Genomic DNA, 14,632 nt, shown 5'->3' with positions numbered 1-14,632 from the left:
AAACACAAAACCATTAACTATGAATATTAAAAATAAGATAGTAGCCTTTGGCGGGTTGCTATTGTTCTTATCGTGCGCTACAAATCCATTTACTGGGAAACAAACGATGGCTATGGTATCTAATGACCAATTGTTCCCATCATCTTTCCAACAGTACAATCAAGTGTTATCAGAAAGCAAAGTGGTAAAAGGTACTGCTGAAGCAGAAATGATCAAACGAGTAGGAGAAAGAATTGCAACGGCATCTGAAAGATGGTTAAATGCTTTAGGCTACCAGGGCTACTTGAAAGATTATCGATGGGAATATAATTTAATTCAGTCTGAAGTGGCAAACGCTTGGTGTATGCCCGGTGGTAAAATAGCATTCTATACCGGTATTCTTCCAATAGCCGAAAACGAAACAGCTATTGCAGCCATTATGGGGCATGAAGTTGCACATGCTTTGGCCAATCATGGTCAACAGCGCATGAGTGCCAGTATGTTGCAACAAATTGGCGCTGTAGGGTTGAATGTGGCTTTACAAGATGATGAAAATATCGGTTTATATAATCAAGCCTATGGCATTGGGACCACGGTGGGAGGTATGCTACCATTTAGTAGATCACACGAAGAAGAAGCAGATAAGATAGGCTTGTATATCATGGCAATTGCTGGTTACAATCCTGATGAGGCTTCAAGATTATGGGTGAGAATGGGTTCTAGTGGCGGACAATCACCTCCAGAAATTTTAAGTACTCACCCATCTACCGATTCCAGGATTGCAAACTTAAAAGCTTTAGCTCCAAAGGCTAAGGCAGAAGCTCAAAAATTTGGAGTGACATCTTACAGACCCATAACAAAATTTTAAATTACGTTAAAGAAATAATACTTACTTTAGGAGCTGCTCAATAAAATGAGCAGTTTTTTTTATGACACAATTTGAAAAAGGAAGCAAGAAATTATTAAATGCCTGGGCCTTTTATGATTGGGCCAATTCGGTTTATACCCTAACCATCGCTTCAACCATATTTCCCATATTTTATGGGACCCTTAATTTCGTTAATGGGAATCAAGTACCCATTTTTGGTTTAGAGATTAAAAACACAGCTCTTATATCGTTTATCACAGCTTTTGCTTTTTTGGTTGTTGCATTTACATCGCCCATCCTTTCGGGAATTGCCGATTTTGTTGGTAATAAAAAGGCTTTTATGAAGTTTTTCTGTTATTTGGGCGGCTTAGGTTGTATTGGTCTTTATTGGTTTAAAATAGAACACATTTATTGGGGACTGTTATTTTATTTTTTTGGATTAATAGGCTATTGGTCCAGTTTGGTTTTTTATAATTCCTATTTGCCAGATATTGCCTATCCTGAGCAGCAAGATAAAATTAGTGCCAAAGGATTCTCTATGGGCTACATAGGAAGTATCCTTTTGTTAATAACCAATTTGGCAATGGTATTATACCCACAATGGTTTGGGTTTGATATAGGAACTACAGAGGAACAAAAGAATGAAGCAGCAATTGAAGCCATGAGGTGTTCCTTTATTACCGTAGGGATCTGGTGGATTCTTTTTAGCCAATACACTTTTTATGTGCTTCCTAAAGGTGTTTCCAAAGGTCGTAAAGTAACAAAAGATGTTATCTTCAATGGTTTTAAGGAATTGAAGAAAGTTTGGGAAGCTCTCAAAGAGAACCTCCAACTAAAAAGGTATCTATATGCCTTTTTTGTTTACAGTATGGCTGTACAAACTATTATGCTGGTGGCTACTTATTTTGGAGAGCAAGAAATTGAATGGGGTGGAGAAGAAGAGAAAACCATGGGATTGATTGTGAGTATTTTGGTTATACAATTACTAGCTATAGTAGGAGCTGTTTTGACTTCTAGGGCCTCGGCTAAGTTTGGGAATATCAAAACATTAATTGCTGTAAACTTTGTTTGGATGACAATGTGTTTTGTAGCCTATTTTGTAACTACACCCTACCAATTTTACGCTACAGCATCTATGGTAGGTTTGGTAATGGGGGGCATTCAAGCTCTGTCGAGATCTACATATTCCAAATTTTTACCAGAAACCAAGGATACTACATCTTACTTCAGTTTTTTTGATGTTTCCGAAAAAATAGGAATCGTCATTGGAATGGTTTTATATGGAACTATAGACCAAGTTACTGGTAGTATGAGAAATGCGATTGTGTTCTTGTTTATATTCTTTTTACTAGGGATAATTTTGTTGTTCAGGGTTCCTAGATATCAAAAAGAATAATTTTTATTATGTTTGCTAAAACCCAAATTTTATGAACTATACCAAACAACTGTATTCCAGCTTATTCCTTTTTATTGCATTATTTTTTATTCAATCTTGTGAGAACGAACCTTTGGAAGGTGAGTTCGGAAATGGGGAAATGCCAGCTTCAGCAGGGAATTTTCAAGTAGATTTCAACGGAAGTACGTTTCAAACAAACCAAGTTGGTGCTACGGTGCTCGATAATATGATATCCATAGGAGCGATAAGTGGCGATGAGGCTTTTGCCGTTGCACTTATGGGTAATTCTGAGGGAACCTATCAATTGGGATTACTTGATTTAAATAACCCAACCACTTTTCCTAATCTTGTCAGTTATATGGCTACACAGAATCCGGCCCAAGCAGATAGTCAAACTTGGGATTCCGCTAATCCTACTAATCTTATGATTTCGGCTGGAGAAGTTGTCATTACCAATATTGATTATCAAAATAATACCATATCTGGCACTTTTTCTTTTACAGGTTATAATGTTAATGCATCACCCAATTCCATAGAGTTTACAAATGGGAGTTTTACCAATGTCAGTTTTGAAGATGAATTACCAAATAATAACCCTAATGGTAATGAATTTTATGCTGAAATTGATGGTGTTGAATTTGAAGAAGATGTAGTTAATGTTGATGCAAGTAGTGGATTTAGTATTGGTATTTCTGGTACTACCAATGCTCTTGAAACTATTTCGGTGTCACTGCCTTCTGATATTACAGTAGGAAGTTATCCTTTTAGTATGGAAACTCAAGGTATAAGCCCGTTTTTATATGTTCAGTATTATGATTTTAATGACCCATCAAATATGCCTTTTATTGAAGGAACCATTCAGGTGACTACTCATGATTTGGCAACAGGACATTTAGTTGGTTCTTTTAATTGTAGTGGAGAATTTGAAGATGGTTCTACAATGACTATTTCTAATGGTAGCTTTGATGTTTACTATTAAAATATTTGATCATATTATAAGTTTGAGCCACTCTCTTAGAGTGGCTTTTTTGTTCTCAAAATTCTCATAAAATAAAAAATGATTATGTTTGCGAAAAACAACTAAATTATGAACCAATCTATCAAATATCTTACTTTTCTATTTTTAGCCTTTTCGGTTTTCACATTTCAATCTTGCGACAATGAAACTTTAGAAGGTGAATTTGGAACTGACACTGGCAATACCGATCCCGCAGGTTTAGTGGGGGATTGGGAAATGGTTTCTTTTGAAGCTGAAACAACTACAAACTCGAATTATTTAGGACAAGCTATATCTGTCAATGGGGTTATTACAGGATCTGATTTTGATTATGTAGTAACTTTTACTGAAGATGCTTACAATACCAATGGAAGTTATACGCTAAGTGCTGTTTTTTATATGGCTGGTATGGAAATGGAAAATGGATCGGAGACCTACAGTAATGTTACTGGCAGTGGTACCTACACAACAGAAAATGGAACCATGACCACCAGTGATCCATTTTTTACCTTTGAATTTCAAGGAATGGATTTATCAGAATTTGGAGGACAACAAACCACCGATTACAATTTGAGTAATGATGGGCAAATTTTAACCTTATCTCAAAATGAAACCATCAACGAAACGGTAAATGGAGTAGAAACAACCACTCAAATTAATTCAACTACCGTTCTTTATAAAATATAAATTGACTTTATATTAAAGATAAAAGCCACTCAAATTTGAGTGGCTTTTTTTATAGTTGGCTATTTTTTGTGCATGGTGACACCTCCGTAATCTGAAGATATCTTAACATAGTTTCCGCTACTTTGACCGCCATAGTGGCCTACATATTTCTTATCACTGCCATCTTTCTCTTTAGAAGTAAAAGTGAAATCATCTCCACCACTTAAGGAAGCATATTCCAAGTCTATATCAAATTGAAACTGATAGTTGGCATTATAACCTACTTTGATGCCTGTATATTCACCATCGATTTCAAGATTTTTTGCTCCAGCTGTCATTTCTTCAATTTTTATAGATCCATAATCAGCATCTATCTTAACATTTTGATATACTTCTCCTATCATTACATTAAGGTAGTCTCCTGATCCTTTAATGTTATTGGCCTTTTTGATCTTCATATTGCCATAATCACAATTGTATTCAATACTTTCAACAGCTTCCACTTCAGAATTGGTATAATCTGCATTTATCTTTAAGTTTTTTGATTTAGAAACCGTAAACCCACTGTAATCAGCATTGATATATCCATTATTAATGTAATCAAAATAACAACCACTGGTGTAGTCAAAATTTAGTCGGTTGCTTTCTCCCATGAGCTCTTTAGTGATAATTTTTCCGTAATCACAACTGATGTTGGCATTACCTTCCAATTTGTCTAGGTTAATATTTCCGTAGTCATTACTAAGGTCAACAGAATTTGAAACGGGCATTTTAACAACGTAGTTTATTTTCATGTTCACTTTGTTATTACCATTCCAGTTCCACCAGCTATTGGATTTATTTTTGTTAAAAATGGTTTTTGCAGAAACCAGGCTTGGGGAGGCTTCAAAATCTACGGTAATTTCATCAAGCTTTTGTTGAACCTTATCTAGGTTGTTTCCGTCTGTAGTAATGGTAACTTCAATATCAATTTTATTCTCGTTCCAAGTAATGATATTTAGATTTCCATAACTATTATCAACTTTTAGTGTGGCATCGGAATTTACCGAAAAGCTTTTTTTGATAGTTTTCTCTTTAGTATGCTTACTTTTTGGCTCAGTTGGGTTTGTGGCCATTAAAAAGGCAGGTGCCAAAAGTAAGATAAAAAGGATGCTATATAGTTTGGTTGCTTTCATTGTTATTGTTTTTTAACTGTTTAACTAATTCAATTTGTTTAAGGGTACTTTCTAAAATGTTGATTCGGTTTTGAAAATTCGAAATCATGGCATAAATCACACGTTTGTCATCGCCGCTTTTTCTCAAATCGGATTTGAGCTTTTCATACTCCATTTCCAATTTGCTCATTTGAATCATGGCATCTTTTACCAAAGCTTGGGTATCATGATCCGTGACATTTTCCAGTTTTTTCATTTCAGACTCAATAGAGACTGTGAAAAAACTTTCGGTTTTAGCCAATTCAGGTGATACAGCTGCCAAATCATAGGATGATTCACTAGGCTTATTAACCAAGAGCACTGTTAATATAATGGCAGCAGTAGCAGCAATACCCATAAGAGGTTTCCAAAGTGTTCTCAATTTGGAAGGTTTTTTCAATACCTCCTTATTTTGGTTGTTCAGTTTATCTAGAAACCTTTTTTGGTGTCCTTCATTGGGCACTTCCACATCAAAGGATGTATTAAGGTTTTCAAATAATTTGTCTAATGGATCATTCATAACTTGGTTTATTTAATGTTCAACCTGTGGTTGTAATTTTTGTCTTAAGCTAGCTTTGGCACGCGATATAGTGGTGCGGCAGTTTGCATAAGACATATCCATGATATCACTTATTTCCTCATAATCATAGCCTTCAATAAGATGAAGCGTTAGTGCAACTCGATAGCTTTCCTTTAAAGAGTTTAAAGTATCCAAGACCGTTTGGGCCTTAACATTGGTATACTCATAATCACTCGGTATGCCATCATCTGCCTGTTCCATTTTAAAGGCGACATCATCATAAGGAACGTTTTGGTATTTATGACTTTTTTTATAGTTGTAAATACTCTTGTTAATTACAATTCGTTTTAACCACGAACCAAAAGTCACTGTATCGTGCAATGTGTCAAGCTTTGTGAAAGCAGATAAGAACGCATCCTGCATAATGTCTTCAGCTTCAAAACTGTCTTTGACAATTCTATAGCTTACATTGTACATGGCTTTGTAATATCTGTTGTATACTTCCAACTGCGCAAATTGGTTACCGGATTTACATAGCTCGACTAATTGCTCAATATTTTGTTTGGCTAGTGACAATTAAAACGTTTTGTTATTATATAGATAATTGCTTTTTTAAATTGTTACAGTAGGTATCAAAAAAAAGTTTCTTGGCATATTAATTGCCTAATAATGGGGAATCAAATGCTTCCTATCTTAACTATTTTAAAGGGTTACAAGGCAATTGATGTGATAATTAATAATGAATTAAAAAGATATTAGCTGTTATTTCTACTAAGTTATGACAGTTTGACCTAAATAAATATATGAAGAAGACAAGTATTTTAAATCTTGACAGTTTGTCATTACAAGATTTTGACGAGAATTCAGAGTTAATTCCTTTAATGACACCCGAGGATGAAGAAGAAATTAATAAAGAGGAATTACCCGAGACATTACCTATTCTTTCATTAAGAAATACGGTTTTGTTTCCAGGCGTGGTTATTCCAATCACCGCTGGTAGAGATAAGTCTATTAAGTTAATTAATGATGCCAATAAAGGCGGAAAAGTAATTGGAGTTGTTGCTCAAAAGGATGAAGCAATTGAAAATCCTACCGCTAAAGACTTGCATCAAACTGGTACGGTAGCAAGAATTCTTAAGGTGCTAAAAATGCCTGATGGAAATACCACGGTTATTTTACAAGGTAAAAAGCGTTTTCAAATCAATCAAGTGATTACTGAGGAACCTTATATAACGGCAACGATAGAGGGTGTCTCTGAAACGAAACCAGAACCAGCAAATAAGGAGTTTGAGGCAATTATAGAATCTATCAAAGATTTATCATTGATGATTATTAAGGAAAGTCCAAATATTCCTTCTGAAGCTTCCTTTGCTATTAAAAATATCCAAAGCAATTCTTTCTTGGTCAATTTTGTTTCTTCCAATATGAACTTAAGTGTTCAAGAAAAGCAGTCTTTGTTGGAATCGAGTGATTTAAAAGATCGTGCTCTGGAAACCTTAAAGTTTATGAACTTGGAGTACCAAAAATTGGAGTTGAAAAATGACATCCAATTGAAGGTGCAAAATGACATGAACCAACAGCAGCGCGAATATTTCCTTCATCAACAAATGAAAACCATTCAAGAAGAGTTGGGTGGTGTGAGTTATGATGAAGAGTTGGAAGAAATGAAGGAGCGTTCCAAGTCTAAGAAATGGGATGAAAAAGTTGCTAAGCATTTCGAAAAGGAGATTGCAAAAATGCACCGTATGAATCCGCAGGTGGCAGAGTATTCAATCCAAAGAAATTATTTAGATCTTTTTCTAGACTTGCCTTGGAATGAATTTAGCAAGGACAATTTCGACTTGAAACGAGCCAAAAGAATTTTAGATCGTGATCATTATGGATTAGATGATGTTAAAAAGAGAATTATTGAGTATTTGGCAGTTCTTAAGTTAAGAAATGACATGAAATCTCCCATCCTATGTTTGTATGGCCCTCCAGGTGTTGGTAAAACCTCTTTGGGTAAATCTATTGCAGAGGCATTGGGAAGGGAATACATCAGAATGTCTTTAGGTGGATTAAGAGATGAAGCTGAAATTAGAGGGCATAGAAAAACTTATATAGGAGCTATGCCTGGAAGGATTATTCAAAACCTTAAAAAAGCAGGTACATCAAATCCTGTATTTGTTTTGGATGAAATTGATAAATTGTCAAATTCCCATCAAGGGGATCCTTCATCTGCTATGCTGGAAGTATTGGACCCAGAGCAAAACAGTGATTTCTATGACAATTTCCTAGAAATGGGATTTGATTTGTCTAAAGTCATGTTTATTGCAACTTCCAATAGTTTGGCAACCATTCAACCTGCTTTAAGGGATAGAATGGAGATTATTAATGTGACTGGTTATACCATTGAAGAGAAAGTGGAGATTGCTAAAAGACATCTCCTTCCAAAGCAATTAAAAGAACATGGTTTAACGGCTAAAGATTTAAAAATTGGTAAAACCCAGCTTGAGAAAATAGTAGAAGGTTACACAAGAGAATCGGGAGTACGTGGATTGGAAAAGCAAATCGCCAAGATGGTGAGATATGCAGCTAAGAATATAGCCATGGAAGAAGAATATCACGTGAAAGTTACCAATGATGATGTTATTGAAGTATTGGGAGCACCAAGATTAGAGCGTGACAAATACGAAAATAATAATGTTGCTGGAGTTGTAACTGGTTTGGCTTGGACTCAAGTAGGAGGGGATATTCTTTTTATTGAATCTATATTATCAAAGGGTAAAGGTCAATTGAACATTACTGGAAACCTTGGTAAAGTGATGAAGGAATCGGCCACCATTGCCATGGAGTATATTAAAGCTCATGCTGATGAATTTAATCTAAACCCTGAGATATTTGATAAATACAATGTGCATATACATGTACCTGAAGGTGCTACACCAAAAGATGGACCTAGTGCTGGTATCACCATGTTGACATCGCTTGTATCACTCTTTACTCAAAGAAAGGTTAAGAAGAATTTAGCAATGACAGGTGAAATTACTCTGAGAGGTAAAGTGTTACCAGTGGGAGGAATTAAGGAGAAAATCTTGGCGGCCAAACGAGCTAGAATTAAGGAGATAGTGCTTTGTGAAGAGAATAGAAGGGATATTAACGAAATAAAAGAAGAATATCTTAAAGGATTAACCTTCCATTATGTTAGTGATATGAGCGATGTTCTTAAAATTGCACTCACCAATCAGAAAGTCAATAACGCAAAAGAATTATAAATGAGTAACCTCGAGACTTTCTCGAGGTTTTTTCTTTAAATAAAAATAAATAAACCATACAGTCGTTTTAAGATAGATTTAGTTATTTTGCGTCTCTATGAAAAAGAACTACCCGGTTTTATTGTTCTTTCTTACTTCATTGGTTGGCTGGTCTCAAATAGGAGGTGAGTCAACCTATCAGTTTTTGAATTTAATTTCATCGCCAAGACAAGCGGCATTGGGAGGCAAGACGATCACTAATATTGATTATGATGTCACTCAAGCCATATACAATCCTGCAACTATAAATGTGGAAATGGACGGTCAGTTGGCCGTAAACTATAGTAATTATCTTGGAGGAATCAATTATGGTACGGCAGCATATGCCTATACAGTCGATCGTAGAACACAAACGTTTCACATAGGTGTCAATTACATAAATTACGGAAGCTTTGACGGTTATGATGAGTTAGGTAATGCAACTGGTTCCTTTACGGGTAATGAGGCGGCAGTTTCTTTTGGTTATGCCAAACAATTGGGTTGGTCTGATTTTTACTTAGGTGGAAGTATTAAATTAATAACATCAAAACTAGAACAGTATAATTCCTTTGGTGCAGCTGTAGATGCTGGTTTGATATATTTAGATGAAGATATCGAATTTCAAGCAGCTTTGGTAGTTCGCAATTTTGGAACTCAAATTACTACGTATGCCGGACAAAGAGAATCATTACCATTTGAGGTAGCTCTTGGTCTTTCCCAAACATTAGAGCATATTCCCTTAAGGTGGCACATCACTTTTGAGAATCTTCAAAAGTGGCCCATTTCAGTTTCCAATCCTTCTCGGGCAGAAACCGATTTGGAAGGAAATCAAACACAAGAAGAAGTTGGTTTTTTTACTAATGTATTAAGGCATACCATCTTGGGAGCAGAATTTTTTCCAAAAGGCGGATTCAACATTAGAATTGGATATAATTTTAGGAGGGGTGAGGAATTAAGGATTGTTGATGAAAGAAATTTTTCTGGAATTTCCGCCGGATTTGGTGTGAAGTTGAATAAATTTCGTTTTAGCTACACACACGCTAGATATACAAGTGCATCAAATGCCAATTTCTTTGGCTTACAAATTGATTTGAGATAAGGATGGATAAAATTACAATTGCCATAGATGGTTATTCTTCGACAGGAAAAAGTACGGTCGCCAAGAAATTAGCTTCAAAATTGGGATATGTATATGTTGATAGCGGCGCCATGTATCGTGTAGTGACTTTGTTTGCCATGAGACATCAATGGGTTGATGATAACCATTTTGATAAGGATACCTTAATCTCAAGACTTGAGGATATTGATTTAGCTTTTCATTTTAATTCAGAGGTTGGATTTGCAGAGGTTTACTTGAATGGAGAAAATGTTGAAAAAGAAATAAGAACCTTAGATGTGTCTTCTTTTGTAAGTCAGGTAGCTGCTGTTCCTGAGGTTCGGACTTTTTTGGTTAAAAAGCAGAGGAAACTGGGTGAAGACAAAGGAGTTGTTATGGATGGGAGAGATATTGGAACTGTTGTTTTTCCTAATGCTGAAATAAAAATATTTATGACAGCATCTGAGCAGGTGAGAGCACAACGACGTTATGAGGAGTTAAAGGCTCGCGGAGATCAAATTTCGTTTGATGATGTTTTGAATAACGTGAGGGAACGTGACCATATTGATTCTACAAGAAAACAATCCCCATTAAAAAGAGCCGAAGGTGCTATTGACATTGATAATTCTTATTTGACTGAAGAACAAGTTTTTAGTGAAATAATGGACTTGGTTCAAAAGGCTATTGGTTCTAAAAACTAAGCCTTTAATTTTTAGCGATATAACATTAGGTTTATTGGATTTTAAGTATTATTTTTGCACTCCTTTTTTAGCGAATCAATGGATAGAAAAAAGGAACCGAAAATTTTATCATTAATAATCTTCTGTAGCCATCGCTTAAACTTCCATCAACTACAGAATACAAATTAATAATCAGCATATGGCTGAAAATGCAAAACAAGCTGAAGTTGAAGCAACTGAAGCAAAAACTGCTGAGGCACCGCAAGTTTCTGCGGCTCAAGCAAACCCAGAGAAATTTTTAAAAGATTTCAACTGGCACAATTACGAAGAAGGAATCGACGAAGTAGAAGACTCTCAATTGAAAGAATTCGAAAAGTTAGTTGCAGAGAATTTCGTAGACACTTTAGATGACGAGGTAGTAGAAGGAGAAGTAGTTCACATTACAGATCGTGATGCTATTATCGATATCAATGCTAAATCTGAAGGTGTTGTTTCTTTGAACGAATTCCGTTACAATCCAAACTTAAAAGTAGGAGACAAAGTAGAAGTATTGATTGACGTTCGCGAAGATGCTACAGGTCAATTGGTATTATCTCACAGAAAAGCTCGTGTTATTAAAGCTTGGGATCGTGTTAACGCAGCTCATGATACTGGTGAAATCGTTAATGGTTTCGTTAAGTGTAGAACTAAAGGAGGTATGATCGTTGACGTATTTGGTATTGAAGCATTCTTACCAGGTTCTCAAATTGACGTGAAGCCTATCCGTGACTACGATGCTTACGTTAACAAAACTATGGAATTCAAAGTTGTTAAAATCAACCACGAATTTAAGAACGTAGTAGTTTCTCATAAAGCTTTAATTGAAGCTGATATAGAAGAACAAAAGAAAGAAATCATTGGTCAATTAGAAAAAGGACAAGTATTAGAAGGTGTTGTTAAAAACATTACTTCTTATGGTGTGTTTATTGACTTAGGTGGTGTTGACGGTTTAGTTCACATTACAGATCTTTCTTGGTCAAGAATCAACCATCCAAATGAAATTGTTGAATTAGATCAAAAATTAAACGTTGTAATCCTTGATTTTGATGAAGATAAATCAAGAATCCAATTAGGTCTTAAGCAATTGAGCAAGCATCCATGGGATGCTCTTGGAGAAGAAGTTAAAGTTGGTGACAAAGTAAAAGGTAAAGTAGTTGTAATTGCAGATTACGGTGCGTTTATTGAAGTTGCTGATGGTGTTGAAGGATTGATTCACGTTTCTGAAATGTCATGGTCTACACATTTACGTTCTGCTCAAGATTTCGTTGCTATCGGTGATGAAGTTGAAGCAGTTATCTTAACTTTAGATAGAGAAGAGCGTAAAATGTCTCTTGGTATCAAGCAATTGACTCCAGATCCATGGACTGATATTACTTCTAAGTATCCTGTAGGTTCTAAGCACACAGGTGTTGTACGTAACTTTACAAACTTTGGTGTATTTGTTGAATTAGAAGAAGGTATTGACGGATTGATTTATATCTCTGATTTATCTTGGACTAAGAAAATCAAGCACCCAAGTGAATTCTGTAACGTAGGAGACAAATTGGATGTAATTGTTCTTGAATTGGATGTTGAAGGACGTAAATTAAGTTTAGGTCACAAGCAAACTACAGAGAACCCTTGGGATAAATACGAAAAAGACTTCGCAGTTGGGTCATCTCACACTGCAGAAGTAACTGAAATCGTTGACAAAGGTGCTACTGTAGAATTTAATGAAGACATCGTAGCTTTCGTACCAGCTCGTCATTTAGAGAAAGAAGATGGTAAGAAACTTAAGAAAGGTGAAGAAGCAGAATTTAAAATCATTGAATTCAACAAAGAATTCAAGAGAGTTGTTGCTTCACACACTGCAGTCTTCAGAGAAGAAGAAGCTAAGATTGTAAAAGCTGCTGCTAAAAAAGCAGAAGCTGCTGCAGCAGAAGCTAAGCCTACATTAGGTGATGCCAATGATGCTTTACAAGCTCTTAAGGATAAAATGGACGGAAAGAAATAATTTTTTCAATCCATTACCAATAAAGAAAGCCTTCAATTTTTGAAGGCTTTTTTATTTTATGAGCATTCGAAAACTCAATTTTTAGCTTATCTTTGTTTACCAAACAATGTTTGGGAATACTATGAGTCAAAAAGTTTTACTTAACAACAAAGAGGTAAACATCATTCTGCATAGATTGGCTTGTCAACTTATTGAAAAACACAACGATTTCTCAAATACAGCGCTCATTGGTCTTCAACCTAGAGGGAAATTTTTAGCCGATAGATTGGTTAAAATTCTGCAAGAGGATTATCAAATAAAGGATATTAAATGGGGTTCACTAGACATCACTTTTTTTAGGGATGATTTTAGGAGGAGTGATAAGCCATTACAGGCCAATTCCACCCATATTGATTTTATTGTGGAAGACAAGCGAATTGTGTTTATAGATGATGTACTATATACTGGACGAAGCATTCGTTCAGCCCTTACTGCTATTCAATCGTTTGGAAGACCGGCTGAAATAGAGCTATTAACTCTTATAGATAGAAGGTTTAGCAGACATTTACCTATTCAACCCGATTATAGAGGCAGACAAGTTGATGCTATAAATAATGAAAAAGTAAAGGTAAATTGGAGTGAAAACGAAGGCGAAGATTCGGTTTATCTTATAAATAATTAAAACATGAGTGAATTAAGTGTCAATCACTTATTAGGGATCAAATATCTGAATAAAGCAGACATTGATCTTATTTTCAGCACCGCAGATCATTTTAAGGAAGTCATTAATAGACCTATTAAGAAGGTTCCTTCTTTAAGAGATATTACGATAGCTAATCTATTTTTTGAAAACTCAACAAGGACCAAATTGTCCTTTGAACTGGCAGAGAAAAGACTCTCGGCCGATGTGATTAATTTTTCAGCATCTCAATCATCTGTAAAGAAAGGCGAAACCTTAATAGACACGGTTAATAATATTCTCTCCATGAAAGTTGATATGGTGGTTATGAGACATCCCAATCCTGGAGCAGGTGTCTTTCTATCCCAACATGTCAATGCGAGTATTGTCAATGCAGGTGATGGAGCTCACGAGCATCCTACCCAAGCGCTTTTAGATTCGTTTTCTATTAGGGAGCGTTTAGGAGAAGTTGGAGGAAAAAATGTCGTTATTGTAGGTGATATATTGCATAGTAGAGTCGCGCTCTCAAATATTTTTGCTTTACAATTACAAGGTGCCAATGTCATGGTATGCGGACCAAAAACACTTCTTCCCAAGTATATTGATAAATTGGGTGTTAAGGTTGAAACCAACTTAAGAAAGGCTCTGGAATGGTGTGATGTAGCTAATATGCTAAGAGTTCAAAATGAGAGAATGGATATCAGCTATTTTCCATCAACAAGGGAATACACACAGCAATTTGGTGTAAATAAAGCCTTATTAGATTCTTTAGATAAGGAAATTGTTATCATGCACCCCGGACCAATTAATAGGGGAGTGGAAATTACTAGTGATGTAGCAGATTCTGATCAAGCTATTATTTTGGATCAAGTTCAAAATGGAGTAGCAGTTAGAATGGCTGTAATCTATTTATTAGCTTCTAAAATTAAAAATTAGAGATATGCTTATTGATAAGGATGAAAATATTACCATAATTACTCAGGAAAAGGCAACTATTGTTGAGTTGGTAAAAAAAATGGAGGTGATATATGATCGCTATAAAAATGATAATATCATTGTCAATCTGAACAGTTTAAAAAGCATTAGCTTAGAACAAATTATTGAGTTTTTAAGGTTGTCAAATAAGCATAGAAAAGCTAAACATTCCTTTGTAATCGTAAATGACAAAGTCAATTTTGATGAAATGCCCAACGAAATAGTTGTGGTGCCAACCACTAAGGAGGCCTATGATGTCATTGAAATGGAAGAGATGGAAAGAGATCTAGGTTTTTAAAT

Annotated in this window: 14 protein-coding genes; 11 read left to right on the top strand and 3 right to left on the bottom strand. The window is 35.3% G+C overall.

Going from position 1 to position 14,632, the window contains the following annotated elements:
* Positions 1-19 precede the first annotated feature (19 nt).
* From LOK78_RS15025 to LOK78_RS15010, 4 genes are all read left to right on the top strand, one after another.
* Entirely contained in the window at positions 20-847 is an 828-nt protein-coding gene (locus LOK78_RS15025) for a M48 family metallopeptidase (RefSeq protein WP_232635467.1), read from the top strand.
* 61 nt (positions 848-908) lie between these two features.
* Positions 909-2,243: an MFS transporter gene (locus LOK78_RS15020; RefSeq protein WP_232395617.1), complete on the top strand. Its 1,335-nt coding sequence runs from the start codon at positions 909-911 to the stop codon at positions 2,241-2,243.
* Between the two features lie 31 nt (positions 2,244-2,274).
* Positions 2,275-3,222: a DUF6252 domain-containing protein gene (locus tag LOK78_RS15015; protein WP_232635466.1), complete on the top strand. Its 948-nt coding sequence runs from the start codon at positions 2,275-2,277 to the stop codon at positions 3,220-3,222.
* 108 nt (positions 3,223-3,330) lie between these two features.
* Positions 3,331-3,927 carry a hypothetical protein gene (locus tag LOK78_RS15010; protein ID WP_232635465.1) on the top strand — a complete coding sequence of 199 codons (597 nt, stop codon included), beginning with the start codon at positions 3,331-3,333 and terminating at the stop codon, positions 3,925-3,927.
* Positions 3,928-3,986: 59 nt separating this feature from the next.
* On the opposite strand, the gene LOK78_RS15005 is transcribed toward LOK78_RS15010, so the two are convergent.
* From LOK78_RS15005 to LOK78_RS14995, 3 genes are read right to left on the bottom strand one after another with little or no spacing between them, the layout of a single operon-like run.
* Complete coding sequence (locus tag LOK78_RS15005; RefSeq protein WP_232635464.1) at positions 3,987-5,081, bottom strand: hypothetical protein; 1,095 nt, start codon at positions 5,079-5,081, stop codon at positions 3,987-3,989.
* On the bottom strand, positions 5,059-5,619 hold the full coding sequence (locus LOK78_RS15000; RefSeq protein ID WP_232635463.1) for a hypothetical protein: 561 nt from the start codon (positions 5,617-5,619) through the stop codon (positions 5,059-5,061). Before LOK78_RS15000 ends, LOK78_RS15005 begins: the two co-directional genes overlap by 23 nt.
* 12 nt (positions 5,620-5,631) lie before the next feature.
* Complete coding sequence (locus tag LOK78_RS14995) at positions 5,632-6,195, bottom strand: RNA polymerase sigma factor (RefSeq protein ID WP_232395612.1); 564 nt, start codon at positions 6,193-6,195, stop codon at positions 5,632-5,634.
* Between the two features lie 227 nt (positions 6,196-6,422).
* Between LOK78_RS14995 and lon the strand changes: the two genes are divergently transcribed.
* From lon to LOK78_RS14960, 7 genes are all read left to right on the top strand, one after another.
* Entirely contained in the window at positions 6,423-8,873 is a 2,451-nt protein-coding gene (gene lon / locus LOK78_RS14990; RefSeq protein ID WP_053970021.1) for an endopeptidase La, read from the top strand.
* Positions 8,874-8,970: 97 nt separating this feature from the next.
* Positions 8,971-9,990, top strand: a complete 1,020-nt coding sequence (gene porQ, locus LOK78_RS14985) for a type IX secretion system protein PorQ (protein WP_053970020.1) — start codon at positions 8,971-8,973, stop codon at positions 9,988-9,990.
* Between the two features lie 2 nt (positions 9,991-9,992).
* A complete protein-coding gene (gene cmk / locus LOK78_RS14980; protein ID WP_232635462.1) occupies positions 9,993-10,688 on the top strand; it encodes a (d)CMP kinase in 696 nt (231 codons plus the stop codon).
* Positions 10,689-10,866: 178 nt separating this feature from the next.
* Positions 10,867-12,699, top strand: a complete 1,833-nt coding sequence (gene rpsA / locus LOK78_RS14975; RefSeq protein ID WP_053970018.1) for a 30S ribosomal protein S1 — start codon at positions 10,867-10,869, stop codon at positions 12,697-12,699.
* 121 nt (positions 12,700-12,820) lie between these two features.
* Positions 12,821-13,360 carry a bifunctional pyr operon transcriptional regulator/uracil phosphoribosyltransferase PyrR gene (gene pyrR, locus LOK78_RS14970; RefSeq protein ID WP_053970126.1) on the top strand — a complete coding sequence of 180 codons (540 nt, stop codon included), beginning with the start codon at positions 12,821-12,823 and terminating at the stop codon, positions 13,358-13,360.
* Positions 13,361-13,363: 3 nt separating this feature from the next.
* Entirely contained in the window at positions 13,364-14,293 is a 930-nt protein-coding gene (locus LOK78_RS14965; protein ID WP_053970017.1) for an aspartate carbamoyltransferase catalytic subunit, read from the top strand.
* A 4-nt stretch (positions 14,294-14,297) separates the two neighbouring features.
* Positions 14,298-14,630, top strand: a complete 333-nt coding sequence (locus LOK78_RS14960) for a ribonuclease Z (protein WP_232635461.1) — start codon at positions 14,298-14,300, stop codon at positions 14,628-14,630.
* Positions 14,631-14,632 lie beyond the last annotated feature (2 nt).

This window comes from Mangrovimonas futianensis (assembly GCF_021245805.1).
Lineage (GTDB): Bacteria > Bacteroidota > Bacteroidia > Flavobacteriales > Flavobacteriaceae > Mangrovimonas > Mangrovimonas futianensis.
The sequence above is the reverse complement of the archived record's forward strand: the minus strand, read 5'-3'. Positions and strand labels throughout refer to the sequence as shown.

Excerpts from the sequence above, each read along its gene's own strand:
- porQ (WP_053970020.1), top strand. The coding sequence starts at position 8,971 with ATGAAAAAGAACTACCCGGTTTTATTGTTCTTTCTTACTTCATTGGTT.
- LOK78_RS14960 (WP_232635461.1), top strand. The coding sequence starts at position 14,298 with ATGCTTATTGATAAGGATGAAAATATTACCATAATTACTCAGGAAAAG.
- LOK78_RS15010 (WP_232635465.1), top strand. The coding sequence starts at position 3,331 with ATGAACCAATCTATCAAATATCTTACTTTTCTATTTTTAGCCTTTTCG.
- LOK78_RS15015 (WP_232635466.1), top strand. The coding sequence starts at position 2,275 with ATGAACTATACCAAACAACTGTATTCCAGCTTATTCCTTTTTATTGCA.
- cmk (WP_232635462.1), top strand. The coding sequence starts at position 9,993 with ATGGATAAAATTACAATTGCCATAGATGGTTATTCTTCGACAGGAAAA.
- lon (WP_053970021.1), top strand. The coding sequence starts at position 6,423 with ATGAAGAAGACAAGTATTTTAAATCTTGACAGTTTGTCATTACAAGAT.
- pyrR (WP_053970126.1), top strand. The coding sequence starts at position 12,821 with ATGAGTCAAAAAGTTTTACTTAACAACAAAGAGGTAAACATCATTCTG.
- LOK78_RS15005 (WP_232635464.1), bottom strand. The coding sequence starts at position 5,081 with ATGAAAGCAACCAAACTATATAGCATCCTTTTTATCTTACTTTTGGCA.
- LOK78_RS15000 (WP_232635463.1), bottom strand. The coding sequence starts at position 5,619 with ATGAATGATCCATTAGACAAATTATTTGAAAACCTTAATACATCCTTT.
- LOK78_RS14965 (WP_053970017.1), top strand. The coding sequence starts at position 13,364 with ATGAGTGAATTAAGTGTCAATCACTTATTAGGGATCAAATATCTGAAT.
- LOK78_RS15025 (WP_232635467.1), top strand. The coding sequence starts at position 20 with ATGAATATTAAAAATAAGATAGTAGCCTTTGGCGGGTTGCTATTGTTC.
- LOK78_RS15020 (WP_232395617.1), top strand. The coding sequence starts at position 909 with ATGACACAATTTGAAAAAGGAAGCAAGAAATTATTAAATGCCTGGGCC.
- rpsA (WP_053970018.1), top strand. The coding sequence starts at position 10,867 with ATGGCTGAAAATGCAAAACAAGCTGAAGTTGAAGCAACTGAAGCAAAA.